At 71.6% G+C, this 25,546-nt stretch carries 21 protein-coding genes and 1 tRNA gene; 10 read left to right on the top strand and 12 right to left on the bottom strand.

Translation table 11 applies throughout. The features are described from left to right. Positions 1-194: 194 nt before the first annotated feature. Both ACFXAE_RS08645 and ACFXAE_RS08640 read right to left on the bottom strand, forming a co-directional pair. Complete coding sequence (locus ACFXAE_RS08645) at positions 195-758, bottom strand: ATP-binding protein (protein ID WP_384710078.1); 564 nt, start codon at positions 756-758, stop codon at positions 195-197. Positions 759-1,063: 305 nt separating this feature from the next. Next, the gene (locus tag ACFXAE_RS08640; RefSeq protein ID WP_030870057.1) at positions 1,064-1,441 is read right to left on the bottom strand and encodes an STAS domain-containing protein; all 378 of its coding nucleotides are present in this window, start codon (positions 1,439-1,441) and stop codon (positions 1,064-1,066) included. 251 nt (positions 1,442-1,692) lie between these two features. Between ACFXAE_RS08640 and ACFXAE_RS08635 the strand changes: the two genes are divergently transcribed. Beyond that, complete coding sequence (locus ACFXAE_RS08635) at positions 1,693-2,607, top strand: RNA polymerase sigma factor SigF (protein WP_384710135.1); 915 nt, start codon at positions 1,693-1,695, stop codon at positions 2,605-2,607. 115 nt (positions 2,608-2,722) lie between these two features. Here the strand turns inward: ACFXAE_RS08635 and hutI are convergent, their stop codons facing one another. From hutI to hutU, 4 genes are all read right to left on the bottom strand, one after another. After that, a complete protein-coding gene (gene hutI / locus ACFXAE_RS08630) occupies positions 2,723-3,898 on the bottom strand; it encodes an imidazolonepropionase (RefSeq protein ID WP_384710074.1) in 1,176 nt (391 codons plus the stop codon). After that, positions 3,895-5,301 (bottom strand): formimidoylglutamate deiminase, encoded by a 1,407-nt coding sequence (locus tag ACFXAE_RS08625; protein ID WP_384710071.1) that lies wholly within the window; start codon positions 5,299-5,301, stop codon positions 3,895-3,897. Before ACFXAE_RS08625 ends, hutI begins: the two co-directional genes overlap by 4 nt. Beyond that, positions 5,298-6,500 carry an allantoate amidohydrolase gene (locus ACFXAE_RS08620; RefSeq protein WP_384710068.1) on the bottom strand — a complete coding sequence of 401 codons (1,203 nt, stop codon included), beginning with the start codon at positions 6,498-6,500 and terminating at the stop codon, positions 5,298-5,300. Before ACFXAE_RS08620 ends, ACFXAE_RS08625 begins: the two co-directional genes overlap by 4 nt. Positions 6,501-6,646: 146 nt before the next feature. Beyond that, entirely contained in the window at positions 6,647-8,329 is a 1,683-nt protein-coding gene (gene hutU, locus ACFXAE_RS08615; RefSeq protein WP_384710065.1) for a urocanate hydratase, read from the bottom strand. A 118-nt stretch (positions 8,330-8,447) separates the two neighbouring features. On the opposite strand from hutU, the gene ACFXAE_RS08610 reads away from it, so the two are divergent. Next, complete coding sequence (locus ACFXAE_RS08610) at positions 8,448-9,860, top strand: diaminopimelate decarboxylase (protein WP_384710062.1); 1,413 nt, start codon at positions 8,448-8,450, stop codon at positions 9,858-9,860. Between the two features lie 82 nt (positions 9,861-9,942). On the opposite strand, the gene ACFXAE_RS08605 is transcribed toward ACFXAE_RS08610, so the two are convergent. Together ACFXAE_RS08605 and ACFXAE_RS08600 are read right to left on the bottom strand one after the other, a co-directional pair. Beyond that, positions 9,943-10,527 carry a hypothetical protein gene (locus ACFXAE_RS08605; RefSeq protein ID WP_384710060.1) on the bottom strand — a complete coding sequence of 195 codons (585 nt, stop codon included), beginning with the start codon at positions 10,525-10,527 and terminating at the stop codon, positions 9,943-9,945. A 103-nt stretch (positions 10,528-10,630) separates the two neighbouring features. Further along, positions 10,631-11,473, bottom strand: a complete 843-nt coding sequence (locus ACFXAE_RS08600) for a MurR/RpiR family transcriptional regulator (RefSeq protein ID WP_384710057.1) — start codon at positions 11,471-11,473, stop codon at positions 10,631-10,633. A gap of 274 nt (positions 11,474-11,747) precedes the next feature. On the opposite strand from ACFXAE_RS08600, the gene ACFXAE_RS08595 reads away from it, so the two are divergent. Both ACFXAE_RS08595 and ACFXAE_RS08590 read left to right on the top strand, forming a co-directional pair. Then, on the top strand, positions 11,748-13,457 hold the full coding sequence (locus ACFXAE_RS08595) for an LCP family protein (protein ID WP_384710054.1): 1,710 nt from the start codon (positions 11,748-11,750) through the stop codon (positions 13,455-13,457). Between the two features lie 85 nt (positions 13,458-13,542). Beyond that, positions 13,543-13,965, top strand: a complete 423-nt coding sequence (locus ACFXAE_RS08590; protein ID WP_384710132.1) for a hypothetical protein — start codon at positions 13,543-13,545, stop codon at positions 13,963-13,965. A gap of 339 nt (positions 13,966-14,304) precedes the next feature. Here ACFXAE_RS08590 and ACFXAE_RS08585 read toward each other — a convergent pair whose 3' ends face one another. After that, positions 14,305-15,693 carry a cystathionine beta-synthase gene (locus ACFXAE_RS08585; RefSeq protein ID WP_384710051.1) on the bottom strand — a complete coding sequence of 463 codons (1,389 nt, stop codon included), beginning with the start codon at positions 15,691-15,693 and terminating at the stop codon, positions 14,305-14,307. 163 nt (positions 15,694-15,856) lie between these two features. Here ACFXAE_RS08585 and ACFXAE_RS08580 point away from each other — a divergent pair, with 163 nt between their 5' ends. The 3 genes from ACFXAE_RS08580 (at position 15,857) to ACFXAE_RS08570 (ending at position 19,533) form a co-directional block, all read left to right on the top strand. Next, complete coding sequence (locus tag ACFXAE_RS08580; RefSeq protein WP_384710048.1) at positions 15,857-16,882, top strand: SGNH/GDSL hydrolase family protein; 1,026 nt, start codon at positions 15,857-15,859, stop codon at positions 16,880-16,882. A gap of 366 nt (positions 16,883-17,248) precedes the next feature. Next, positions 17,249-18,469 carry an acetyl-CoA C-acetyltransferase gene (locus ACFXAE_RS08575; RefSeq protein ID WP_384710045.1) on the top strand — a complete coding sequence of 407 codons (1,221 nt, stop codon included), beginning with the start codon at positions 17,249-17,251 and terminating at the stop codon, positions 18,467-18,469. Between the two features lie 284 nt (positions 18,470-18,753). Further along, entirely contained in the window at positions 18,754-19,533 is a 780-nt protein-coding gene (locus tag ACFXAE_RS08570; RefSeq protein WP_384710043.1) for a hypothetical protein, read from the top strand. A 29-nt stretch (positions 19,534-19,562) separates the two neighbouring features. Here ACFXAE_RS08570 and ACFXAE_RS08565 read toward each other — a convergent pair whose 3' ends face one another. After that, entirely contained in the window at positions 19,563-19,874 is a 312-nt protein-coding gene (locus tag ACFXAE_RS08565; protein ID WP_384710040.1) for a hypothetical protein, read from the bottom strand. 102 nt (positions 19,875-19,976) lie between these two features. Here ACFXAE_RS08565 and ACFXAE_RS08560 point away from each other — a divergent pair, with 102 nt between their 5' ends. Beyond that, positions 19,977-20,207 (top strand): DUF4287 domain-containing protein, encoded by a 231-nt coding sequence (locus ACFXAE_RS08560; RefSeq protein WP_037939887.1) that lies wholly within the window; start codon positions 19,977-19,979, stop codon positions 20,205-20,207. 74 nt (positions 20,208-20,281) lie between these two features. On the opposite strand, the gene ACFXAE_RS08555 is transcribed toward ACFXAE_RS08560, so the two are convergent. Both ACFXAE_RS08555 and ACFXAE_RS08550 read right to left on the bottom strand, forming a co-directional pair. After that, positions 20,282-21,175 carry a Bax inhibitor-1/YccA family protein gene (locus ACFXAE_RS08555; RefSeq protein ID WP_384710037.1) on the bottom strand — a complete coding sequence of 298 codons (894 nt, stop codon included), beginning with the start codon at positions 21,173-21,175 and terminating at the stop codon, positions 20,282-20,284. A gap of 451 nt (positions 21,176-21,626) precedes the next feature. Further along, positions 21,627-21,713: transfer RNA gene (locus ACFXAE_RS08550), tRNA-Leu, on the bottom strand. Between the two features lie 391 nt (positions 21,714-22,104). On the opposite strand from ACFXAE_RS08550, the gene ACFXAE_RS08545 reads away from it, so the two are divergent. Then, positions 22,105-22,875, top strand: coding sequence for an ABC transporter ATP-binding protein (locus ACFXAE_RS08545; RefSeq protein WP_384710034.1), 771 nt, complete (start codon positions 22,105-22,107; stop codon positions 22,873-22,875). A gap of 63 nt (positions 22,876-22,938) precedes the next feature. Next, positions 22,939-25,482 (top strand): ABC transporter permease, encoded by a 2,544-nt coding sequence (locus ACFXAE_RS08540; RefSeq protein ID WP_384710031.1) that lies wholly within the window; start codon positions 22,939-22,941, stop codon positions 25,480-25,482. Positions 25,483-25,546: the final 64 nt, after the last annotated feature.

Here is a 25,546-nt window from a genome sequence, read left to right as displayed (position 1 = left end):
CCGGTGGATGCGGGACCCTTCGGGCGTTCGCGGGGTGGGACGCGGGGCGAGGCGCATACGGCCACTTGCTTCTTTCGCCCTCGCCGCCCCTTCCCCGGGGCGGAGCCCCAGGGTCGGGACGGGAAGGGGCGGCAGGGGCGAAAACCCTCGGGTCAGGAGCAGCCCGGGCCGACGCCGGGCGCGGCAGGCCGGAACTACGCGGGTGCTCCGAGTTCCGCCCAGACCGTCTTGCCCGCGACGTCCGGGGCCCGTACGACCCCCCAGTCCAGGCAGAGCCGCTGCACGATGAACATGCCGTGGCCTCCCGGGCGGCCCGCCCGGTGCGGGGTGCGCGGGGCCGGCTGGCCCGTGCCCCGGTCGGTGACCTCGATCCGGATCACCTTCTTGTCGCAGGTGATGGCCAGATGGTCCGGCCCCTCGGCGTGCAGGCAGGCGTTGGTGACCAGTTCGGAGACGACGAGCAGGACGTCCTCGGCGGCGGCCCGCTGGTCGGCGGTGGCGGCGGGCAGCCAGCCCCACGCGTACAGTGCCTGGCGGGTGAAGTCACGGGCGAGCGGTACGACGCCGCTCTCACCGTCGAAGCCCAGCCGACGGACCTGGCCGCCGCCCGACGATCCGGAAGCCCCCGATGGCGCGGTGGGCCCGGCGACGCCCCTGCCGGGGGCGCCCCCCGCCGGCGCGCCGCCCCCGGGCGCCCCGGAAGCGCCGCCGGGCTCCGGACCGCGGTCGCCCGGCGGGTAGGGCCGGGTGGTGCTCATCAGCGCTTCACCTCACCGTGTCACCAGTTCACGATTCAAAAGTTTCCGTACTCGGTCGATCACGCGCGGACGGCGCATCCGGTTCCCGGCACCCTCGCGACCACCGCGTCCGGCACGCCCAGGATGTCTCCTGCCCGGGCGGACCGGAGGGACACCCCCGTATTCGCACGAAAAGGCGCCACGGAAGCGGCCCTCCGCGCGACGGAGGCGGCCCTCCGCACCACGGGGGCAGCCCTCCGCACCACGGAAGCGGCCCTCCGGCGGTGAGGGCGGCGCGAGAGCCCGGCCGGGCCTGCCCGCGCGCGTCACGCGGAATCGTCGGCCAGCGCCGCCTCGAGCGTGTCGTGGACGGTGAACACCGCGTCCGCTCCCGTGATTTCGAAGACGCGCGCGACGACGGGCTGCATCCCCACGAGATGAACCCCACCCCCGGCCGCCTCGGCCTTCAACCGGGCACCGAGCAGCACATTCAGCCCCGTGGAGTCACAGAACTCCAGCCGGGAGCAGTCAATGACAAGCCGCTTGAATCCCTTGGCGAGGCAGTCCTCCAGTGGCTCCCGCAACAGATCGGCGGTGTGGTGATCCAACTCACCCGCCGGAGTCACGACGGCACTGGGGCCCTCTTCTCGCACCTCGACCAGAAGCCGGCCAGACTGTGCGCTGCCGACCGTCCCGCGGTCCATGCCGTCTCTCTCTCCCGACCTCGTGGCTGCCTGCTGACGTCCTCGAACATTACGCCTTATGGCCACACTCCGACAGCCGAACAATCGCACACAAACGGACATATATGAACGTAACGCACTTGCGGTCGGCTCGGGAAAGCGGGTAGGGCTAGTAAGAACACGCAACCGACACGGCCGGCTTTGGAGGCGCCGCACACCGCAGTGCACGTATCGGCTTCGGCAGCCATATGCCGAGAACGATGGAGGACATCATGTCACCCCGGCTCGACGCATCGCGTACCCCGAAAGCGACGTCGACACTCCCTCCGGAACATCTGGATCCCATCGAGCGGGACGACATGAGCGTCGTCCGGGACGACCTGCTCGCCGGACTTCCGGAGATCCCCCCGTACGACGAGGTGGGCCCGGTCGACGCGCGAGCCCTCTCCAAGACCCTCTTCGAGCGCCTGGAGTCGCTGGAGGAAGGCACCTACGAGTATTCGTACGTACGCAACACACTCGTCGAACTGAACCTCGCCCTGGTCAAGTTCGCCGCCTCCCGTTTCCGCTCGCGCAGCGAGCCGATGGAGGACATCATCCAGGTCGGCACCATCGGCCTGATCAAGGCGATCGACCGCTTCGAGCTGTCGCGCGGTGTGGAGTTCCCCACTTTCGCGATGCCCACCATCATCGGCGAGATCAAGCGCTTCTTCCGCGACACCTCGTGGTCCGTGCGCGTACCGCGCCGGCTGCAGGAGCTCCGGCTCGACCTGGCCAAGGCCGGTGACGAGCTGGCCCAGCAGCTGGACCGGGCGCCGACGGTGGCCGAACTGGCCGAGCGCCTGGGCATCGGCAACGACGAGGTCATCGAGGGCATGGCGGCGTCGAACGCCTACACCGCCTCCTCGCTGGACGCCCAGCCGGAGGAGGACGACGCCGAGGGCGCCCTGGCGGACCGGATCGGATACGAGGACCACGGGCTCGAAGGCATCGAGTACATCGAGTCGTTGAAGCCGCTGATCGCCGAACTGCCGCCGCGGGACCGGAAGATCCTCTCCCTGCGCTTCGTCGCGGGCATGACCCAGTCGGAGATCGGCGAGGAACTGGGCATCTCCCAGATGCATGTCTCCCGCCTGCTGTCGCGGACGCTGGTGAAGCTGCGCAAGGGGCTCACTGTCGAGGAATGACCCTCACCGGGTGACGCCTGCCCTCCAGGGGGGCGGTCCGAAGCCGGGCCGCCCCCTTCGGGACGCCCGGGAGTGTCCAGTCGTGCCCCGGTACGCCCAGGGGGCGTCGAGCCGCTCACGCCCTGCGTACGCCCCGTCGCCACACCCCCGCGACCAGCGGGACACCGGGCCGGTAGGCGAGGTGGACGTGGCTCGGGGCGTCGAGGAGGGTGAGGTCGGCGTACGCGCCCGGGGTCAGGCGGCCGATGTCGGTGCGGCGCAGGGCCGCCGCGCCGCCCGCCGTGGCCGACCAGACCGCCTCGTCCGGCGTCATCCCCATGTCCCGCACCGCGAGCGCGACGCAGAAGGGGACGGAGGACGTGAAGGACGAGCCGGGGTTGCAGTCGGTGGACAGCGCGACGGTGACGCCCGCGTCCAGCAGCCGGCGGGCGTCCGGCCACGCGGCGCGGGTGGAGAACTCGGCGCCGGGGAGCAGGGTGGCGACGGTGTTTCCGCCTGCGAGGGCGTCCACGTCCGCGTCGGTGAGGTGGGTGCAGTGGTCGGCGCTGGCCGCGTCGAGCTCGACGGCCAGCTGGACGCCGGGGCCGTACGAGAGCTGGTTGGCGTGGACGCGCGGGTGCAGGCCCCTCGCCTTTCCGGCGGTGAGGATCGCGCGGGCCTGGTCGCCGTCGAAGGCGCCCTCCTCGCAGAAGACGTCGATCCAGCGGGCGTGCGGCGCGCAGGCGTCCAGCATCTCGCCGGTGACCAGGGCGACGTATCCGGCCGGGTCCTCGGCGTACTCGGGCGCGACCACGTGGGCGCCGAGGTAGGTGACCTCGTCGGTGTGGCGGGCGGCCAGGCGCAGGGCGCGGGCCTCGTCCTCGACGGTCAGGCCGTAGCCGGACTTGGTCTCGAAGGTCGTGGTGCCCTGGCGGAGCGCCTCGTCGAGGAAGCGGGTGAGGTTCGCCTCCAGTTCCCCGTCGCCGGCGGCCCGGGTGGCGGCGACGGTGGTGCGGATGCCGCCCGCGCTGTACGGGCGGCCGGACATCCGGGCGTTGAACTCCTCGGTGCGGTCGCCCGCGAAGACCAGGTGGGAGTGCGAGTCGACGAAGCCCGGGAGGACCGCCCGGCCCTCGGCGTCGACCCGGTTGTCAGTGGCGGGTGCTTTGCTTGATTCACCGGTCCACACGACGCGGTCGCCCTCGATGACGACGGCCGCGTCCCGGACCAGACCGAGGGGGGAAGTGTCACCCAGGGAGGGGTCGTTGGTGACCAGCGTGGCGATGTTGCTGATGACGGTGCTGCTGCTCATGGCGTCCTCAGGGGTGGTCGTCGGGCTCGCAGGGCTTCGACCGCCCGCGCGAGGGCTCCGGGCACATCGGGTACGAGCGTGTGCGCCCCGTCGCGTACGACGTGCCGGCCTCCCACGACCGTGTGGCGTACGTCCGCAGCGGTCGCCGCGAATACGGCCGTCTCGGCTCCGAACCGGGGCAGGGGCCCCGCTGTTCTGACCGAGTCGAGGGCGATCGTGACGAGGTCGGCGCGCGCCCCGGCCTCGATGCTTCCGATGCCGTCCCAGCCGAGGGCGGTGTGTCCGTCGGCGGTGGCGGCCCGCAGCAGCGCGGCGGCCGTCCAGTGGCCGCGGGTGCGGGTGCGCAGGCGCTCGTCGAGCTCCATCGCGCGTGCCTCTTCGAACAGGTCGATCACGGCGTGGCTGTCGGAGCCGAGGGAGAGCGGGGAGCCCTCGTTCTGCAGGGCGGCGGCGGGACCGATGCCGTCGGCGAGGTCGCGTTCGGTCGTCGGGCACATGCAGGTGCCGGTGCCGCTGCCGCCGATGAGGGAGATGTCCTCGGCGGTGAGGTGGGTGTTGTGGACGCCGGTGGTGCGCGGTCCGAGGACGCCGTGCAGGGCCAGGAGCTGCGCCGGGGTGCAGCCGTGGATCTCCCGGCAGGCGTCGTTCTCGGCGGTCTGCTCGGACAGGTGCACATGGAGCGGGGCCCGCCGCTCCTCGGCCCACCGTGCCACGGTCGCCAACTGCTCCGCCGGTACGGCCCGGACGGAGTGGATCGCCGCCCCGATCCGGGCGTGCTCCCGTTCCTTGAGAACTGAACAGCGATCGGCCCAGGCGTCCGCGTCGCCGTCGGAGAAGCGGAGCTGGTCGGTGGTGGGGGGCTGTCCGAAGCCGGAGGAGAGGTAGGCGGTGTCGAGGAGGGTGATGCGGACACCGGCTTCGGCGGCGGCCTCGATGAGCGCCTCGCCCATGGCGTTGGGGTCGGCGTAGGGCGTGCCCCCGGGGGCGTGGTGGACGTAGTGGAACTCGCCGACCGTCGTGATGCCCGCCAGCGCCATCTCGGCGTACACGGCCCGGGCGAGGGCGTGGTAGGTGTCCGGGGTGAGCCGGTCGGCCGTGGCGTACATGATCTCGCGCCAGGTCCAGAAGGTGCCGGAGCCGACCTGGACGGTGGAGCGCAGGGCGCGGTGGAAGGCGTGGCTGTGGGCGTTCGCCAGTCCCGGGAGGGTCAGTCCGCGCAGGATCTCGGCGCCGGACGGCGGGGCGGGGGTGTCCGGGCGGACGGCGGTGATGCGGCCGGCACGGACCTCGACGGCCACACCCGGCTCGATGGGGGTCCCCCCGGCTCGAGCGGAGCCGAGAGCCTGGGGGAGGGCGCCGAGCCAGGCGTGCTCCAGCCAGTACGTTCGCGGGGTGGCAGTCACGCGCAGGCCAGTCCTTCCAGTACGTCGGCAAGGGCGAGGACCCCGGCCACGCAGTCGTCCTCGGTGGCGGACTCGGCCGGGGAGTGCGAGACGCCGGTGGGGTTGCGCACGAACAGCATGGCGGTCGGGACGCGTCCGGAGAGGATTCCGGCGTCGTGTCCGGCGCCGGTGCCGAGGACGGGCACCTCGAGGCCGGTGCCGGTGCCGAGGATGCGGGCGAGTTCGTCGCGCAGGGCGTGGTCGAACTCGACGACGGGGGTGAAGGACTCGCGTTCGACGTCGAGGGTGACGCCGTGCTCCTGCGCGTGGGCGCGGGCGGCCCTCCGCACGCCGTCCACGACGGCGTCCAGGCTCCGCTGGTCGGCGGCGCGGGAGTCGAGCCAGCCGCGCACCAGGGAGGGGACGGCGTTGACGCCGTTCGGCTCGACGGCGACCTTGCCGAAGGTGGCCACGGCACCGGCGAGTTCCGCCTCGCGGCGGGCGGCGAGGACGGTCTCGGCGTACGGCAGCATGGGGTCGCGCCGGTCGGCGAGCCGGGTGGTGCCGGCGTGGTTGGCCTCGCCCCGGAAGTCGAACCGCCAGCGGCCGTGCGGCCAGATGGCGGACGCGATGCCGATGCGGTCGCCGGACAGGTCGAGGGCGCGGCCCTGTTCGACGTGGAGCTCGACGAAGGCGCCGATGCGGTCGAGCCGTCCGGGATCGGGGCCGATGGCGTCGGGGTCGTACCCGGCGGCCTCCATGGCCTCCGGGAGCGTGATGCCGTCCCCGTCGGTGAGCCGGTGGGCCTGTTCGACGGTGAGCGCGCCCGCGGTGAGCCGGGAGCCGACGCAGGCGAGCCCGAAGCGGGCGCCCTCCTCGTCCCCGAAGTTGACGATGCCGAGGGGCTTGGCGAAGCGCACGCCCCGTCGGCGCAGTTCGTCGAGGGCGGCGAAGGCGGACACGACTCCGAGGGGTCCGTCGAAGGCCCCGCCGTCGGGCACGGAGTCCAGATGCGATCCGGTGACGACGGCGTCCCCCCGCGCGGGTTCACCCAGCCAGGCCCACTGATTCCCGTTCCGGTCGGTCTCATAGGTCAACTGCCGGCTACGGGCCTGCTCCTCGAACCAGCCCCGGCAGTCGGAGTCGGCCCCGGTCCAGGCGAACCGCCGGTAACCGCCGGAGGCGGCGTTGCGTCCGATGGGTGACAGCTGACGCCACATCTCATGGAAACCGTCGCCCAGGACAGGCTGTGGGCAGTCGTTCCGCAGGGCGACGGGGGCACCTCCCACGCCTTTCGGGCCATGGGGGAGGGGGTGCGCAGCCGGACCCGTGGGCGGCGACGCCCCCGCCGAGGAGTTGCCGTCGCTCATGCCGGGTCACCCTCCCGCATCGGCACGCGGACACCCCGCTCGCCGGCCACCGACTCCGCGATGTCGTACCCGGCGTCGACGTGCCGGATGACGCCCATGCCGGGGTCGTTGGTGAGCACCCGCCGGATCTTCTCCCCGGCCGACGCGGTCCCGTCGGCCACCGTCACCTGCCCGGCATGGATCGACCGCCCCATGCCGACACCTCCACCGTGGTGGATCGACACCCACGACGCCCCCGAAGCCACGTTCACCATCGCGTTCAGCAGCGGCCAGTCGGCGATGGCGTCGGACCCGTCCAGCATCGCCTCGGTCTCGCGGTAGGGGGAGGCGACGGAACCGCAGTCGAGGTGGTCCCGCCCGATCACGACCGGGGCGGCCAGCTCGCCGCTCGCGACCATGTCGTTGAAGCGTTCGCCGGCCTTGTCGCGCTCGCCGTAGCCGAGCCAGCAGATGCGTGCGGGCAGCCCCTGGAAGTGCACCCGCTCCCCCGCCATCCTGATCCACCGGGCCAGCGACTCGTTCTCCGGGAAGAGGTCGAGAACCGCCTTGTCGGTCTTGGCGATGTCGGCGGGGTCGCCCGACAGCGCGGCCCATCGGAAGGGCCCCTTGCCCTCGCAGAACAGCGGCCGGATGTACGCCGGAACGAATCCCGGGAAGGCGAACGCGCGGTCGTACCCGGCGAGCTGCGCCTCACCGCGGATGGAGTTGCCGTAGTCGAACACCTCCGCGCCGGAGTCCTGGAAGCCGACCATCGCCTCGACGTGCCGGGCCATGGACTCACGCGCGCGGGTGGTGAAGCCGGCCGGGTCCTTCGCGGCCGCGTCCGCCATGTCGTCGAAGGCGATCCCGGCGGGGAGGTACGCCAGCGGGTCGTGGGCGGAGGTCTGGTCGGTGACGATGTCGATGGGCGCGCCCATGGCGAGCAGCCGCGGCACCAGCTCGGCGGCGTTGCCGAGGACCCCGATGGACAGCGGGCGGCGGGCGTCGCGGGCCTCGACGGCCAACCGCAGGGCGTGGTCGAGCGAGTCGGCCTTCACATCGAGGTACCGGTGCTCGATGCGGCGTTCGATCGCGCGGGGGTCGCAGTCGACGCAGATCGCGACGCCGTCGTTCATGGTGACGGCGAGGGGCTGGGCGCCGCCCATCCCGCCGAGTCCCGCGGTGAGCGTGATGGTCCCGGCGAGGGTGCCGTCGACCCCTTTACCGATGGAATGCAGCTTCGCGGCGACGGCGGCGAAGGTCTCGTAGGTGCCCTGGAGGATGCCCTGGGTGCCGATGTAGATCCAGGAGCCGGCGGTCATCTGCCCGTACATGGTCAGACCGAGGGCCTCCAGGCGGCGGAACTCCTCCCAGTTGGCCCAGTCGCCGACGAGGTTGGAGTTGGCGATGAGGACGCGCGGCGCCCACTCGTGGGTCTGCATGACGCCGACCGGGCGGCCGGACTGGACGAGCATCGTCTCGTCCTGCTTGAGGGTCCTCAGCGTCCGCACCATGGCGTCGAAGGAGCGCCAGTCGCGGGCGGCCTTCCCCGTGCCGCCGTAGACGACGAGTTTGTCGGGGTGCTCGGCGACCTCCGGGTCGAGGTTGTTCTGCAGCATCCGCAGGGCGGCTTCCTGCTGCCACCCCAGGGCGCTCGGTTCGGTGCCGCGCGGCGCTCGGACGGTGCGGGGTCCGGACATGGGGGCCTCCTGTACTGCGGACGATTACTGCAGATATTCACATACTCATGTCCTGAATAGAACTAGTCAAGACGGGGGCGGGTCGGCGCGGCCGTGCGGGGGATGTTTGGCTGGACGCATGCGCTCGGACACGGAGAACGCGGACAGGACGGGGGACGCGGTGACCCACGACGACGGCCGGACGGACGAGGTGGACGTGTACGCCGACGGGCGGGCGGCCCGGCGGGACGAGGCGGTGCGGGCCGCCGTGGAACAGGGGCTGCTCGACGCCGGCACCCCCCTGGTGGCCCTGCTCGACGTCACCGGCATCCGGGAGTCGGCGGCCGAACTGCGGGCGGCGTTCGACGCGGTGACGGCGCCCGGCACGCCCGTGCTGCACGCCTTCGCGGTGAAGGCGAGCCCACTGGTGCCGGTACTGCGGCTGCTGCGCGCGGAGGGCATCGGCGCGGAGGTGGCCAGCCCGGGTGAGCTGGCGCTGGCGCGGGCGGCGGGGGTGGAGCCCGGGCGGACGGTCCTCGACTCACCGGCCAAGACACCCGCCGAACTGCGGGAGGCGCTCGCGCTGGGCATCGCCGTCAACGCGGACAACCCGCAGGAACTGGCCCGCCTCGACGCCCTGATGGCGGAATCCGGCTCCCGCTCCCCCGTCGGCATCCGGGTCAACCCGCAGGTCGGCGGCGGTTCCATCGAGGCACTGTCCACGGCCACGGCGACCTCGAAGTTCGGGGTGGCGCTGCGCGACGAGGGCGCGCGGGAGTGGGTCGTACGGGCGTATCTGGACCGGCCGTGGCTGACCCGGCTGCACGCGCACACCGGCTCCCAGGGCATCGCGCTGACGATGATGGCGCGGGGGGTCGCTCAGACGTACGAACTGGCGGAGGAGATCAACCGGCGCGCCGGACGGCACCAGGTCGACACCGTCGACATCGGCGGCGGACTGCCGGTGAACTTCGCCTCCGAGGCGAGCACACCGACGTACGGGCAGTACGCGCGCCTGCTGTCCGAGACGGCACCGGGACTGTTCGACGGGCGGTACGGGCTGGTCACCGAGTTCGGCCGGTCGTTGCTGGCCAAGCACGGCACGGTGGTCGCGCGCGTGGAGTACGCCAAGAGCGCGGGCGGGCGGTCGGTCGCGGTGACGCACGCGGGCGTGCAGGTGGCGACGCGGACGGTGTACGCGCCGACGTCGTGGCCGCTGCGGATCGCCGCGTACGACGCGAAGGGGCGGCCCAAGGAAGGTCCGGCGGTCGTGCAGGACGTGGCGGGACCGGCCTGTTTCGCGGGCGACCTGCTCGCCCGGGCGCAGTCACTGCCGCTGCTGGAACAGGGCGACTACGCGGCGGCACTGGACACGGGCGCGTACTACTTCGCCCACCACTACGCCTACAACTCGCTCCCCCGCCCCGGCATCCACGGCTTCACCCCGGACGGCGCGGGAGGCATCACCTTCGCGACGGTACGCACCGCCCAGACGATCGAGGAGATCGTGACCGAATCAGGCGCCGCCCACACCGACGCCCTGATCCCCTAGGAGCGCGGGGCTGTGCCGGCTCGCGGCTCCGTCGCGCGGGCGCGATCACCCACCACGCCCCCCGCAGGGAGCCGCGACCGTCTCAGACGAGGGCCGACGCCCGACGACGCGCGCCCCCGGGCGCCGCGTCACCCGCCGCGACACCGGTCGTCCGGTATCCCTTGACCGCCTTGCCGGCAGGCCGCCCCACCCCCGCGCGGAGCCAGTCGACGCGTACCCACAGCAGCACCTCGTCCGCCCGCTCCAGGCGCCCGATCCAGGCCGCCTTCAGCCACAGGCCCACTCCGCACCCGGCGAGCAACAGACCCCCTGCCGCGGGTACCGCGAACGCCGTGCCCAGTGCGGCGAGGAAGGCGAGCAGCAGCCACCAGCGGTGCCCGCGACGCCAGTTGCGGACCGTCACCGCCCGGTCCTGGAGCACGTCGTGCTTGCCCGCCCGGGCCGCCGAACGGGCCGGCGCACGGTACCGCCCCCGCCGCCCGTACGCCACGACGGCCGCCGCCACGAGGAACAGCGCCGCGCCCGCCAGTACCCCGATCCGGCGCCCGGTCAGTCCCGGCACCAGCACCCCGGTACCCGCCGCGACAACTCCCAGCCACCACAGTGGCGCGGCCCCGGCCCGTACGACGACGGCCACCCGGGCCAGCCCTTGTCCTCCGCGTGTCACGTCCAGCCTCCCGTCTCTCACGCCAGTGACCACGGGAGGTTAGCGGCGCAAGGTGAGACGAGTCTGAGAACACGGGCGAACCGCCCCGCCGTCACGTGTGCCGTCAGTCCACGAACAGCCCGCGTGCCGCCGCCCTCGCGTCGAACTCCTCCAGCCGCGCCTGCGCGTCGGGCAGTTCGTCGCACATAGCCTCCAGCAGCACCCGGCCCAGCAGCATCGGCGCGCACGCCGTGTCGAAGGCCAGCCCGGTACCGACGGCGGCGGGCAGCAGCAGGTCGGACGCCTTGGCGACCGGCGCGAACGGGGAGTCCGCGACGGTGACCACGGTCAGCCCCGTCTCCTTGGCACGGTCGAGGGCGTCGACGACCTCGCGGGGATGCCGGGGCAGCGCGAAGCACAGCAGGGCGCTCGCCCCGGCCCGCGCGGCGGCGTCGATCCGGTCGTGGAGCATCGTGCCGCCCTCGTCGAGCAGCCGTACGTCCGGATGGACCTTGGCGGCGAAGTAGGCGAACCCGTGCGCCTGGGCCGCTGCGGCCCGCAGCCCCAGCACGGGCAGCGGCCGGCTCCCGGCCAGCAGCCGGCCCGCCTGCCGCACCGGCCGGGGGTCGGCCAGCACCTCCGCCAGATGCCGCAGGTTCGCGATCTCGGCCTCGACGGCCTGCTGGTACTCGTTGTACGAGCCGGTCTCCGGCGCCGGTTCGGCGGGCGCGATCTCGCGCAGATGCCGTCGCAGGGCGGGATAGCCGTCGAAGCCGAGGGCGACGGCGAACCGGGTCACGGACGGCTGGCTGACCCCGGCCAGTTCGGCCAGCTCCACGCTGGACAGGAACGGCACGTCGGCGGCGCGCCGCACCATGCTGTGCGCGATGCGCCGCTGGGTCGGCGTCAGCCGGTACCCCTCGAAGAGCGCCTGGAGGCGCGCGGCGGGGCTCTCGGTGGCGATCATGACCTGACTCCCTCGACGCCTCGACGCCTCGACTTATTCACCCATCGAAATTCCTGCATACCGTTATACAGGCGCACGCGGGGTCGTGCCGACCGCGCGTCGCCATGCTCGGGGATCGCACCCTGTGCCCGTTTCGGCGACAGATCCGGAACTCGACGATTTTGCTACGACGTCGCCACATCCCGAACGGGCCGGATAGCGTAACTCGTCGAACAACAGAGCGTCTTGAGGCGCAGGCGACCCATGTGGCACCCGACGGAGGACTGATACAGGCGTGGACGCGCAGAGTCGTGGGCAGGCGGACGGAACCGACCCTGCCGACCAGTGGGTACTCAACCCGGAGACCGGCGAATACGAACTGCGGCTGAACGATTCCGCAGAGCAACCGAAGGCGCCCAGCCCTCGCAGCGCCTCGCGCCCCGGTTCCACCGCGCCCGTCCGCGTACCCGGCCAGCGCGGTCGCCGCGCCGTACCCGCGCCTGCGCCCACGCCCGAGCCGGAGGACACGTCCGGTCACGGCCGCCGCAAGCGCAAGCCGAAGAAGAGCGGCAAGAAGAAGGCTCTGATGTGGACGGGAGGCGTCCTCGGCCTGGTCCTCGTGGGCGGTTCGGCGTTCGCGTACTACTGGTACGACCGCCTCTACGGCAACATCGACACCGTCGACATCGGCGACGTGGGCAGTGACAAGGCCGTGACGGACGGGCCGGTCAACCTCCTGGTCATCGGCAACGACGTCCGCACCGGCGAGGGCAACGAGGCCTACGGCAACCGGGACAACGTCACCGGCCACGCCGACACCACGCTCCTCTTCCACATGTCCGAGGACCGCACCAACGCGACCGTGATGAGCATCCCCCGCGACCTGATGATCAACATTCCGGACTGCGAGTCCAAACAGTCCGACGGTTCCGTCAAGAAGATCCCCGGCTCGACGGTCCCCACCAAGTTCAACGAGTCCTACGGTGTCAACGGCCGCGATCCGGGCTGCACCATGCTCACCGTCGAGGAGATCACCGGCCTCGAGCTCGACCACTTCATGATGTTCGACTTCAACGCGGTCAAGACGCTGTCCACCGCGGTCGGCGGCGTCAAGGTGTGCCTGGAGAAGCCCCTCAAGGACCTGGACGGCGGATCCGGGCTCGATCTGCCGGCCGGGGAGCGCACGATCCAGGGCGAGGACGCGCTCTCCTTCCTCCGCAACCGGCACGGTCTGAAGAACGAGAGCGACCTGGACCGGATCGAGATGCAGCAGAAGTTCGTCGCGTCGATGCTGCGCCAGCTGAAGGAGGACACGCTGGACAGCCCGTCGAAGCTGCTCGACGTCGCCGACGCGGCCACCAAGTCCCTCACCGTGGACAAGGGCATAGGCAGCCCCGGCAAGCTGCTCGCCCTCGCCAGGGAACTCGGCAAGATCGACCTGAAGAACATCACCATGATGACCATGCCGGTGAAGGACAACCCGGCCGAGCCCACGCCCGTCACCGTCGTACCGGACCCGGTCAAGGCCCCGAAGGTCTTCAGCATGCTGCGGAACGACGTCTCCTTCACCGAGGTGAAGAAGAAGGAGAAGGACGCCAAGGACAAGCAGGCCGAGCTGCTGGAGGGCGCACGGGCCGAGGCGTCCGAGATCCGCGTCGACGTCCTCAACGGCGGTGGCCCGGGGGGTGCCGCGCAGGACACCCTCACCTGGCTGCAGACCAGCGAGGGCGTGGCCGGGTCCACCAACGGGGGCAACGCCCCGGCCGACGTCGACAGGACCCGGCTCGAGTACGCGCCGAGCCAGGCCGACCAGGCCCGCAAGCTCGCCGATCTGATGGGCCTGCCCGCCTCGGCCATGAAGCCCGGCACGACGGACGCCGGCGAAACGACACCGATGACGCTCACCCTCGGCCCCGACTTCACGGAGGCCGGCGTCCCCGTCGCGCCGCCGAAGAAGGTCGACGTCGGCCAGTCCCACGCCGACGAGGAGATGTGCAAGAAGTAGCGGTGCGGCGAACCCGAGACCGAGCGGGGGGTTACCCCCAGTGCCACCGGCCTCCCGTCTCCCTACCGTGGGACGCATGACGGGAATGGACGCGCGGGACACCGAGCTGAAGAAGGAACTCGACGCCTCCCTGCAGGCCCGCAGGGAGCTGGGCGAGGAGTACGAGTCCGCGCTGGTCGACTCGTTCCTGGAGAAGGTCGACCAGCGCATCGACGGCGCGGTGGAGCGCCGGGTGCGCCGGCAGTTCGCCGAGCAGCAGATGACGGTGGCCCGGGACTCGCGGTCGCCGCAGGCCACGGACACCTGGGGCGAGCGCTTCGGCTTCGGCATCGTCTCGCTGGTCCTGGCGGTGCCGCTGTCCGCCATCGGCGGGGGCGTGGGCCATCTGCCCGGTCTGGTGGTTGCCTGGCTGGGCATCGTCGGCGTCAACGTCGTCCAGGCCGCCCGGACCAACCCGGGCCTGTTCGGCCGCCGTGAACCGACCCGGGACAGCGACTGGGACGACTGAGGCCGTGTTACGCGGGGACCGCCGCACCCCCGTCGCCGGGGGGCGGGACGACGGCGGTCCCCGCGGGGGACGCGCGCCCGTTGAGGCGGGCCGCGCGTCCGAGGCGTCCGTGGAGGTCCGGGAGCCGCTCCGGAGGTCCTTCGACGCCGTTCGGCGCCGGCCGGAACGGGGAGCCGCTCCCGTCCCTGCCGACACCCACCAATCTGCCGGACGCGTGTTAAGCGAGTGCTGCGCGGACGTGACACGCTCGTACCACTTCCGCGAAGTCCACGAAGATCATCACTGCGTCGGCACCCGGCCGTTCACGGCGGGCTCACCGGTGGTCGCTCCGACGCGTCGTCACTTCCCGGTCCCGGCGAGGAAGGACAGCAGGTCCTGGCGGCTGACCACACCGGTCGGCTTGCCCTCGACGAGGACGATCGCCGCGTCCGCCCTGCCCAGGACGGCCATCAGGTCCGCGACGGGCTCACCCGAGCCGACCTGCGGCAGCGGCGCGGACATGTGCTTCTCCAGCGGGTCGTCGAGCGAGGCGCTCTTGCTGAACAGCGCGTCCAGCAACTCCCGCTCCACCACCGAGCCGACGACCTCGGCGGCCATCACGTCCGGGTGACCGGCGCCCGGCTTGACCACCGGCATCTGCGAGACGCCGTACTCGCGCAGCACCTCGATGGCCTGGCCGATCGTCTCGTCGGGGTGCATGTGGACGAGGGAGGGGATGTGGCCACCCTCCTTGTCGTTCAGGACGTCGCCGACGCGGGCGCTGGGGCCGGCGTCCTCCAGGAAGCCGTAGTCGGCCATCCACTCGTCGTTGAAGATCTTGCTGAGGTAGCCGCGGCCGCTGTCCGGCAGCAGGACGACGACCACGTCGTCCTCACCGAGCCGCGAGGCCACCTCCAGCGCCGCCACGACCGCCATGCCGCAGGAGCCGCCGACCAGCAGGCCCTCCTCCTTGGCGAGCCGGCGGGTCATCTGGAAGGAGTCCTTGTCGGACACGGCGACGATCTCGTCCGCGACGTCACGGTCGTACGCGGTCGGCCAGAAGTCCTCACCGACGCCCTCCACCAGGTACGGCCGCCCGGAGCCGCCGGAGTACACGGAGCCCTCGGGGTCGGCGCCGATCACCCGCACGCCGCCGTCGCTGGCCTCCTTCAGGTAGCGCCCGGTCCCGGAGATGGTGCCGCCGGTGCCGACGCCGGCCACGAAGTGGGTGATCCTCCCCTCGGTCTGCTCCCACAGCTCGGGGCCGGTGGAGTGGTAGTGGGAGAGGGGGTTGTGGGGGTTGGAGTACTGGTCCGGCTTCCAGGCCCCCGGAGTCTCGCGCACCAGCCGGTCGGAGACGTTGTAGTAGGAGTCGGGGTGCTCGGGGTCCACGGCGGTCGGGCAGACGACGACCTCGGCCCCGTAGGCCCGCAGTACGTTGATCTTGTCCGTGGACACCTTGTCCGGGCAGACGAAGATGCACTTGTAGCCCTTCTGCTGGGCCACGATGGCGAGCCCGACCCCGGTGTTGCCGCTGGTCGGCTCGACGATGGTGCCGCCGGGCTTCAGTTCCCCGCTCTTCTCCGCCGCCTCGATCATGCGCAGGGCGATGCGGTCCTTCACGGAGCCGCCCGGGTTGAAGTACTCCACCTTGGCCAGGACGGTCGCCCTGATGCCCTTGGTCACGCTGTTGAGCCGCACCAGCGGGGTGTTGCCGACGAGGCTGATCATCGAGTCGTGGAATTGCACCGTTGTCTCCGGATGCTGCAAAAGAGGTGGTCGTAGTGGTGATGCCAGCCTAGGCCCTCACCGGTCCGAACCCGGCCGGGTCGTTCACTCGCCGTGGGGATTGGACCACGGTCCGTACGGGGCAAGCACTGGGTGTACGGGTTCGAGGAGGTGGCGGCGAGGCATGACGGGCTTGTCGAGGGCGAGGGTGGCCCGGCGGATCGCGGCCGGCGCGGCGTACGGCGGCGGGGGGATCGGTCTGGCCGGGGCGGCCACCGTGGGGCTCCTGATGGCCGAGGCCCAGCTGGCGCGGCGCCGCGTGGGCAACGGCACGACTCCTCACGTACCGAACGCGGACGGGCTGTACGGCGCGGCGTACACGGTGCCGGGCGAACCGGCGCTGCGGCTGACGATGCTGGGCGACTCCACGGCGGTCGGGCAGGGCGTGCACCGGGCCGGGCAGACGCCGGGCGCGCTGCTGGCGTCGGGCGTCGCGGCGGTCGCGGAACGTCCGGTGGGGCTGAGCACGGTCGCGGTGCCCGGGGCCTGTTCCGACGACCTGGACCGGCAGGTGACGAGGACGCTGGCGGATCCGTCCCGGGTGCCCGACATCTGCGTGATCATGATCGGCGCCAATGACGTCACCCATCGCATGCCGCCCACCCAGTCCGTACGCCATCTGTCCTCGGCGGTACGACGGCTGCGGACGGCCGGGGCGGAGGTGGTCGTCGGCACCTGCCCCGACCTCGGCACGCTCGAGCCGGTGCGGCAGCCGCTGCGCTGGCTGGCCCGCCGGGCCTCGCGGCAGCTGGCGGCGGCACAGACGATCGGGGCCGTCGAGCAGGGCGGGCGCACGGTGTCGCTGGGTGATCTGCTGGGGCCCGAGTTCGCCGCGCACCCGCGCGAGCTGTTCGGGCCGGACAGCTATCACCCCTCGGTGGAGGGGTACGCCACGGCCGCGATGGCGGTGCTGCCGACGGTGTGCGCGGCGCTGGGGCTGTGGCCGGCGGAGGAGGAGCGCCCGGACGCCGCCCGCCGCGAGGGGTTCCTGCCGGTGGCCCGGGCGGCGGCCGAGGCGGCGGCCGAGGCGGGCACGGAGGTCACCGCGGCGATGCCGGCGGGGCCGCGGGGGCCGTGGGCCCTCCTGAAGCGGCGTCGGCGCCGCAGGGTCACGGAGACGGAACCGGAGCCTTCGGCCCAGCCGTCGTAACGGGCGGCCGACGCGGCCGCGGGCACCGGTCGGCGGTGCCGGTGCGGGGCCGGGGTGTCGCGCGGTCCGGCGCTCACGGGGCGCCTTCCCGCTCCCGGCTCCGCCCGAGCGGGAGGCACCCCCACCGCCCCAGGGGGCACCTCCCGGACCGTCAAGGCACCGGAGGAGGCACGGCCGTCCGCGACCACCACCTAAGCAAGCGCTTGGACAATTGCGGCCCATGTCACATCGCGCCACCCGTGACCCCGTCCGTACGGCCGGGTAACTTCCCAGGAAGCCCCGCACCGACCATCTGGTACGCCCCCGTCTCCCGACCGCCACCCCTCGACGAGGCGCTACGCGCCGCCCCTCATCTCTGGAGCCGTGATGCCCGAAGCCGTGATCGTCTCTGCCGCCCGCTCCCCCATCGGCCGCGCCTTCAAGGGTTCCCTGAAGGACCTGCGCCCGGACGACCTGACCGCCACGATCATCCAGGCCGCCCTCGCCAAGGTCCCCGAGCTGGACCCGCGGGACATCGACGACCTGATGCTCGGCTGCGGCCTCCCCGGCGGCGAGCAGGGCAACAACCTCGGCCGCGTGGTCGCCGTACAGATGGGGATGGACCACCTCCCCAGCTGTACCGTCACCCGCTACTGCTCCTCCTCGCTGCAGACCTCCCGCATGGCCCTGCACGCCATCAAGGCCGGCGAGGGCGACGTGTTCATCTCGGCCGGCGTCGAGACGGTCTCCCGCTTCACCAAGGGCAACTCCGACAGCCTCCCGGACACCCGCAACCCGCTGTTCGCCGAGGCCGAGGCCCGTACCGCCGCCGTCGCCGGGTCGGAGGGCTCCACCTGGCACGACCCGCGCGAGGACGGCCTGGTGCCCGACCCGTACATCGCCATGGGACAGACCGCGGAGAACCTGGCCCGCCTCAAGGGCGTCACCCGCCAGGACATGGACGAGTTCGGCGTCCGCTCGCAGAACCTCGCCGAGGAGGCCATCAAGAACGGCTTCTGGGAGCGCGAGATCACCCCGGTGACGCTCCCCGACGGCACGGTCGTCAGCAAGGACGACGGCCCCCGCGCCGGCGTCACCATGGAGGGTGTGGCGGGCCTCAAGCCGGTCTTCCGCCCGGACGGGCTCGTCACCGCCGGCAACTGCTGCCCGCTCAACGACGGCGCCGCCGCGCTCGTCATCATGAGCGACACCAAGGCCCGCGAGCTCGGCCTCACCCCGCTCGCCCGGATCGTCTCCACCGGCGTCTCCGGCCTCTCCCCCGAGATCATGGGCCTCGGCCCGGTCGAGGCGAGCAAGCAGGCCCTGGGCCGCGCCGGCCTCACCGTCGACGACATCGACCTGGTCGAGATCAACGAGGCGTTCGCCGCCCAGGTGATCCCCTCCTACCGCGACCTCGGCATCCCGCTGGAGAAGCTGAACGTCAACGGCGGTGCCATCGCCGTCGGCCACCCCTTCGGCATGACCGGCGCCCGCATCACCGGCACGCTCATCAACTCCCTCCAGTTCCATGACAAGCAGTTCGGCCTGGAGACGATGTGCGTCGGCGGCGGCCAGGGCATGGCGATGGTCATCGAGCGCCTCAGCTGAACCCCGCACCGCGGGCGCACCGTAGCCGTCGCGGTACGGTCGGTGAGGTCGAGGCCCGGACCCCCGGAAGCTCCGGGGGTCCGGGTCGTTTCGTGATCCAATCTCCCCCAGGATGTGACCTATCTCCCTCGGCAGGGGGATTCACGCAGGTCAGAACCGGACCCCTTTCAGGCGCACCATCAAAGGCCTGTCCGTTTCGTGATGTTACGCACTGACAGATGGTTAGTCCGCCCTTCAAGCTGATGTAGGAAGTCGGGGGTCGACTTTGAACCGGGAGTACGTCAGTGAGCGCCATGCCGATCGCCCTGCTGATCACCACGGCCGCCACCGGCGCCGTGGGCGTCGCCGTCCTGCGCAGCATCATGGTGCTGCGCCGACAGGTCGCGGCCCTGCACACCGCGCTGGCCGAGGGCGGTGCCTCGACCACGCGCGCGCACATTCCGCCCGCCCGCACGGCCGGCGCCGACGAGATACGCGCCGCCGTGGCGGAGGCGCTCGCCGAGGAGCGGGAGCGTGAGCTCGCCGAGGCGCGGGCCTTCTGGGCCGCCCAGGAGGCCCGCGACGCGTCCGACGCGCCGTCCCTGCTGGGGCTGGCCGACAGTGAGCTGTTCCTGCCCCGGCAGGCCGATTTCGTGGGACTGGAGCCGGTGACCGAGCCGGGCGTGGACGCCGAGGAGCACTCCGGGGACTCCCCGGAGCTGGCCGCGGCCCGCCGCCGTCATCCCTCGCACCCGGACTTCGTACCGAACCCCTCGCCGGTCGTGAACGACCACGAGCGCACGGTGACCACCCTGGAGGAGCTGGCCGCCGCCCGCACCGAGCTGACCGACGTCCGCCCGGGCCCGCTGGGCACCCTCGACGTCTACGTCTTCGCCGACGGGACGACGCTGTGCATGACGCCGGGCCACCGCGAGACCGCGGAGCGCCTGGCCGCGGCCCTGCGTGCGGGCGAGACCCCGTTCCTGCTGGGCGGTTCCGGCATCTCGGGGGCGTACACGCTGACGTTCTCCTGCGGCGAGGAGAACGTCTACATCCTGGCGGACCGCGTCATCGCGTCCCTCTGACGCCGGGGCGGCTCCGGACCTCCGGGCGGCTAGACCCCGGCGCGCTCGCGCGCCTCCTCCACCAGCCGTACGGCCTCCCGTACCTCGTCCTCGCTCTTCAGTACGAGCGCCAGGTCGTGGCCGGCGACGGTGATCTGGTCGGCGGCGGCGAACATGCCCGCGTCGGGCATCTCACGGGGCTCGGTGCCCGGCTCCTCGACGAGCTGGGTGCGCCGCGCCAAGTCCCTGGCCAGGGCGAGCGCCTCGGCGGCCCCGCCCCGCTGCAGCCTGCTCTGCGGCGCGGCCCGCAGGCGGTCGGCGAAATGATCCACGGCACGGGTGAAGGGCGTCGTATCAACCACGCGGTGAGCGTACGCGGCGCGGCAGGACTGTTGCCAACGGGCGAACGCTCAGGCACGGTGACCTGAAGGACCGGCTCACACCCCATGCGTCCGGAGGCGCCGATGTCCCAAGTCTTCTCCGCGGAGACCCATCGCAACATGCTCGCCCGCATCCCCCACTGCACCGGTCGTGAGATCTCCGACTGGCTGCGCACCGTCGAAGAAGGCCCGTCGCTCTTCCGCTTCGAGGAGAAGGTCAGCTGGCTCCGGCACGAGTACGACCTGGCGTACGGCCATGCCAAGGCGATCGTCCACGAGTACGACCTGAGGAGGGCCGCGCGCAAACTGCTCTGACGCGCGCCGGCACGACGAAGGGCCCCGGATGAGAACCCGGGGCCCTTGGCCGTACTCCTGGGACTGCTGGGATGTCAGTCGCTGCTGTTGAAGATCGCGATGAGCCGCAGGAACTCCATGTAGATCCACACCAGCGTCAGCGTGAGGCCGAAGGCGGCGAGCCAGGCCTCCTCGCGCGGGGCACCGTAGGCGATACCGTCCTCGACCTGCTTGAAGTCCAGGGCGAGGAAGCAGGCACCGAGGATGATGCCGACGACACCGAAGATGATGCCGAGCGGGCCGCTGCGGAAGCCGAGGCCGTCACCGCCGCCGAACACCGCGAACAGCAGGTTCACCGCCATCAGCAGGATGAAGCCGAGCGCGGCCGCCATCACGAAGCCGTAGAAGCGGCGGTTGACGCGGATCCAGCCCGCCTTGTACGCCACCAGCACACCGGCGAAGACCGCCATGGTGCCGATCACGGCCTGCATGGCCGCGCCGTCGGCGATGCGGTTGTCGACGATGTTGGAGATGACGCCGAGGAAGACACCCTCGAACGCGGCGTACGTCAGGATCAGCGCCGGCGTGGGCTTGCGCTTGAAGGACTGCACGAGCGCCAGGACCATGCCGATCAGCGCGGCGCCGATGCCGATGCCGTAGGACCGGCTGATGTTGGCGTCGTCGACCGGCAGCAGCGCCCAGGAGAGCGCGGCGGTGACGATGAGCACGCCGAGCGTGGTGCCCGTGCGCATGACGACGTCGTCGATGGTCATCCGGCCGGTGGTGGCCGGCGCCTGCGGCGGTGCGCCGTACTGCAGGTCCGCTTGTGCGTAGGGGTTCTGGGCGTACGGGTTGCCCGTCGGCTGCGCGTACGGGTTGGCCTGCGTGGCGACAGCGGGACCCCCGGCCTGCGGCGCGGTGTTGAAGCCCGCGTAGCCGTTGTCGCGGCCGAACCCCCGTCGCGAGAAGACCGGGTTACTGCTCCTCATTTCACTCCTCCATGGCCACACGACGCGGCCTTGGCTCAAGAGTAATAGGTAGGCAAAGGAATGACCCTAATGCTTGGGGAGGATCTTTCCCTCGTTGTGCTGCCCAACACGCTACGCGGTCGGGTGATTCCCTTCACTCCCAGGACCCGAACCATGACCGAGCCGGTACCCGCCCGGTACCTGTCCGGTACCCGCGCCGGCCCCGGTCACCCGCTTGGGCGATCGCGCGGCGCCCCGGGGCGTCCGGGGCGGGCCCGGGTGGTGGGGCGCGCGCCGGCCGGCATGCGTGCTCCTGCTCGGTCCTCCCCGCCCGACCCGAGTGCGCGCACGCGCGATCACACCGGAGCGTCCGTCACCGAGGGGGCGCGCAGATGATGATCAACTGCCAGGAGTGCCGGGCTCCCGGCCGGGCCCTTGCGCGGCGGTCGCCGCGCGGGAGCGGCATACGTGGTGGTGCCCGGAGCCGGACTCGAACCGGCACGCCCGCTCAGGGGCAGCGAGGTTTAAGCTCGCCGTGTCTGCATTCCACCATCCGGGCAGGCCATGGGCTCCGCTTAGCGGTTCCGAGCCTATCGGTGGCCCTCCCGCGGACAGCGGCGGGAGGGGCCGATCTTGTCTTATTTTATTGGCGCCTGAGGGAGCATCAGTCCTCGGAACTCGCCGTCAGCACGTGCCGACAGCCTTGCGTGTGACGCTCCGTCACGCACGCGGAATGACGGAATTTCACCGTCCGAACAGGGGCGCTCCACCTGTTCCGCGCGCCCCCGGCTCAGGGTCCGCCATCATCCCCAGGTATGACACCGCGCCCGGCGGTCCCTCCCGAGTCGCCCCCCGGAACCGGAGCAGCGGGTGACTACACGGCGGTGAAGCGGCGGAACGATGGACGACGTCCCCCGAGAACACGTCGTCCCGACAGGAGCGTCCATCCCGTGACCACCGCATCCCTCGCCGACCGGACCACCGCCGTGGCCGCGCGCGCCACGGAGCTTTCGAAGATCTACGGCCAGGGCGAGACCCAGGTGGTCGCCCTGGACCGGGTCTCCGTCGCCTTCCGGCAGGCCGAGTTCACCGCGATCATGGGCCCGTCCGGGTCCGGCAAGTCCACGCTGATGCACTGCGTGGCCGGTCTCGACACCTTCTCCTCCGGTTCCGTGCGGATCGGTGAGACCGAGCTGGGCTCGCTGAAGGACAAGCAGCTGACCAGGCTGCGCCGGGACAAGATCGGCTTCATCTTCCAGGCGTTCAACCTGCTGCCGACGCTGTCCGCGCTGGAGAACATCACCCTCCCGATGGACATCGCGGGCCGCAAGCCGGACAAGGAGTGGCTGGACACCGTGATCCGGATGGTCGGCCTTTCGGACCGGCTGAGCCACCGGCCCTCGCAGCTGTCCGGCGGTCAGCAGCAGCGGGTCGCCGTGGCACGGGCGCTGGCCTCCCGGCCCGACATCATCTTCGGCGACGAGCCCACCGGGAACCTCGACTCCCGTTCCGGTGCCGAGGTGCTGGGCTTCCTGCGCAACTCCGTGCGCGAGCTGGGGCAGACGGTGGTCATGGTGACCCACGACCCGGTCGCCGCCGCCTACGCGGACCGGGTGGTGTTCCTCGCGGACGGCCGGATCGTGGACGAGATGCACGGGCCGACGGCCGACTCGGTGCTCGACCGCATGAAGCAGTTCGACGCCAAGGGCCGCACCAGCTGACACCCGCCCCGCACGTCTCCGCCCGCCCCTCCCCCTCGTACGTCTGGACTCGAGAAAACTTCCATGTTCCGTACCGCCTTGCGCAATGTCTCCGCGCACAAGGCCCGGCTCCTGATGACCGTGCTCGCCGTGATGCTCGGCGTGGCCTTCGTGTCGGGAACCCTGGTCTTCACCAACAGCCTCTCCGACGCCCTGCAGAAGCAGTCCGCCAAGGGATTCGACCACGTCGACGTCGCCGTCACCCCCCAGTGGAAGGAGGGCGAGGGCGACAAGGCAGGCGAGTACGGGAAGCTGACCCGCGAACTGGTCGACGACAGTGCCGCCGTGCCCGGCGCCGCGCAGGCCATCGGTACCGTCCAGGGCTTCACCGCGCTCGCCGGCAAGGACGGCAAGCTGGTCGGCGACGGCTTCCAGTCGCAGGGCGGCAACTACTGGGGTACCGAGGACCCCCGGTACCCGCTGGTCGACGGGCGCGCGCCGAAGGGCGAGGGCGAGATCCTCATCGACTCCGAGACCGCCGAGCGGTCCGGTTACCAGGTCGGTGACACGGTGAGGATGTCGGTCGACGGGCCCGTCCTGGAGCCGGAGATCACCGGCATCTTCACCACCGACGACGGCAATGTCGCGGCCGGCGGCAGCCTCACCCTGTTCGACACGGCGACCGCGCAGAAGCTGCTCGGCGAGCCGGGCACCTTCGACGAGATCGCCGTCAAGGCGAAGGACGGCGTCAGCGACACCGCGCTGCGGGACCAGCTGGAGAAGGCGCTGCCCTCCGACGTCGTGGAGACCACGACGGGCACGCGGCTCGCCGACGACCAGGCCGAGGCGATCGCCTCCTCGATGAGCGGCCTGAAGCAGGGCCTGCTGGTGTTCGCCGGCATCGCGCTGTTCGTCGGTACGTTCATCATCGCCAACACCTTCACCATGCTGGTCGCCCAGCGCACCAAGGAACTGGCCCTGATGCGCGCGGTCGGCGCCTCCCGGCGCCAGGTCACGCGGTCGGTGCTGATCGAGGCGTTCGTGGTCGGCGCGGTCGCCGCCGTCGCCGGACTCGTCGCCGGTGTCGGCATCGGCGCGGGGCTGCGCTCCCTGATGGGGACGCTGGACGCGCCCATGCCCGACGGGCCCTTGGTGATCAGTGCGGGCACGATCGGTTCCGCGTTCGCGGTCGGCATCCTGGTGACCATGCTCGCCGCGTGGCTGCCCGGCCGCCGGGCCGCGAAGATCCCGCCGGTCGCGGCGATGAGCTCGCTGCACGCCCAGGCGACCACCAAGTCACTGGTGCTGCGCAACACGCTGGGCGCGCTGTTCTCGGCGGCCGGTGTCGCGGTGGTCCTCGCGGCCACGACGATGGACGGCTCCGACGGCCAGGCCCCGATGGGTCTCGGCGCGGTGCTGCTGATCATCGGCGTCTTCGTCCTGACCCCGCTGCTGTCCCGGCCGCTGATCGCCGCCGCGGCTCCGGTGCTGCGGGTCTTCGGGGTCTCGGGCAAGCTGGCCCGGCAGAACTCGGTGCGCAACCCGCGCCGTACCGCCGCCACCGCGTCCGCGCTGATGATCGGGCTCACCCTGATCACCGGGATGACGGTGATGGCCGGCAGCCTGCAGAAGTCCATCGACAAGATGGCGGCCTCCGCGATCGAGGCGGACTACATGGTGTCCATGGCGAACGGGCATCCGCTGTCGCCGGACGTCGAGAAGAAGCTGAAGCAGGCCGGCGACGTCACCGCCACCAGCCCGATGCGCAACGCGTACGCCAGCATCGACGGTGAATACGAGTACCTGACCGGCGTGAACGGCGCCACGATCGGGGAACTGACCGAGTTCCCGGTCACGCAGGGCGCCTTCGAGGTCGGCGGCACGCGGGTCGTCGTGGACGAGGACACCGCGAAGTCGTACGGCTGGAAGGCCGGTTCGGCCTTCACCGTCGCCTACGAGGACGGCGAGAAGCAGAAGCTCACGGTCTCCGGTGTCTACCAGGCCAACGAGATGATCAGCGGCATCATGATCGACACCGCGGTCCTCGACCCGCACGAGCCGGAACCGGCCGAGTCGGAACCGGACGACATGATGGTCATGGTGAAGACCGCCGACGGCACGTCCGACGCGGCGAAGGACGCGCTGGAGAAGGCCCTCGGCAGCAGCCCCGTGATCAAGGTCCAGGACAAGCAGGACCTCTCCAACGAGATCGCGAAGATGTTCACCCTGATCCTGAACATGGTCTACGGCCTGCTGGCGATGGCGGTGGTCGTGGCGGTCCTCGGCGTCGTCAACACCCTGGCGATGTCGGTGTTCGAGCGTTCCCAGGAGATCGGCATGCTGCGGGCGATCGGCCTGGACCGCAAGGGCATCAAGCGGATGGTCCGGCTGGAGTCCCTGGTGATCTCGCTGTTCGGCGCGGTGCTCGGCCTCGGTCTGGGCGTGTTCTTCGGCTGGGCGGCCGGTGAGCTGGTGGGGGCGGGGATGGCGACATACGAACTGGTCCTGCCCTGGGCACGGATGGGGATCTTCCTGCTGCTGGCCGCGGTGGTGGGCGTGCTCGCGGCGCTGTGGCCGGCGCGGCGGGCGGCCCGGCTGAACATGCTCCAGGCGATCAAGGCCGAGTAGGAGTCACGACCACGGCTGTGGTGCGGGCCCCGTTTCCGGGTGGAGCGGGGCCCGTCGTCGTGTG

Origin of the sequence: Streptomyces sp. NPDC059454 (assembly GCF_042749965.1) — a bacterium.
In the GTDB taxonomy this organism is placed as follows: Bacteria; Actinomycetota; Actinomycetes; order Streptomycetales; family Streptomycetaceae; genus Streptomyces.
Note: the sequence above shows the minus strand (reverse complement) of the source record. Positions and strands in the feature narration are given on the sequence as shown.